This is a genomic window from Roseburia sp. AF25-13LB, assembly GCF_003478915.1.
GTDB classification, from domain to species: domain Bacteria; phylum Bacillota; class Clostridia; order Lachnospirales; family Lachnospiraceae; genus Roseburia_C; species Roseburia_C amylophila.
The window spans coordinates 1-1,000 of the sequence record NZ_QUFO01000032.1; the positions used below are offsets into that span (position 1 = coordinate 1).

The following is a 1,000-nucleotide window of genomic DNA, read 5'->3' on the forward strand; positions in this document are numbered from 1 at the left end:
CTAAAATAAGAGAATAAAATGCCGGGAGGAATTTAAAAAATGATTGGAAGTATAGGAGCGGAGAGCCGTTATTCAACAGGTTATAACAACCTAAAACCAAATCGGAACCAGAATAAGTGGGCTGACACTTTGGCTCAGACGGTGGATAAGGAGGATATTAGCAGTAGAGCGGATATCAATCGTGCTAAGAAAAGTACAGTGATGGATTCTTATCTGGCACTGTCAGGAAAAACGATAAATACTTTGAAACAGGAATATTCAGAGTACGAATCCGAAAATTATAGAATCGTACCCGATAATGAAGCTGAATGTTTTGATATATACAATAAAGACGGGGAGCGTTTGGGGGCATTTTCCTATTCTGATATAAAAATAAGACAGGATGAAACAACAGGAAAGCAGTTTTTGATTTCTGAGCATGGAACGATGAGTTACGATGCTCTGGTATTAGATGATGAATTAGAAGATGCATTGCAGAATGTAATGGATAAAGATTCGCTGGATGTGGAGACTTTGCAGGGATTTACATTAAATACACATTCAGGTACCGGCATCCAGTATTTAGTAAAAGACGGTGAAGAAGGCAGAGGTGGCAAGGTTCTTCTGCAAAATGAAGCGGATCGAAAGAGGTATGAAGAATTAGCGGAGATGTATTTTGACAAATACCCTAATTTAATTGAGAGTCGGGAAGAAGGTTTTATCTGGGCTGATTTAGAGATTAGAGGAATGGCAAAACGGACAGATCAGGGAATTATATCCATAGGAGCTGATGGAATGTCATACAGTGACAATGAAAATTATAAAAACAATTGGAGTGTCCGGTTTTCTGGTTCTATGTATGAAAAGCTGTATGAATGGCTTCAGAATAACAAGGATAGCATGGAGGAAATCCATAAATTTTCTACATGGCAAAAGGTTTTTGACGAAATTGGTGGAACGTATGAAAGAGTCTGGTCGAAAGAAGAACTGGATCAGGGATATTTGAATAATTGAAAGAGGT

1 protein-coding gene is annotated in these 1,000 nt (G+C 38.1%); it reads left to right on the forward strand.

Annotation, left to right across the window (positions count from 1 at the left end; all coding sequences use genetic code 11):
• Positions 1–39 precede the first annotated feature (39 nt).
• Positions 40–993 (forward strand): hypothetical protein, encoded by a 954-nt coding sequence (locus tag DWY37_RS15660; RefSeq protein ID WP_118542386.1) that lies wholly within the window; start codon positions 40–42, stop codon positions 991–993.
• Positions 994–1,000: the final 7 nt, after the last annotated feature.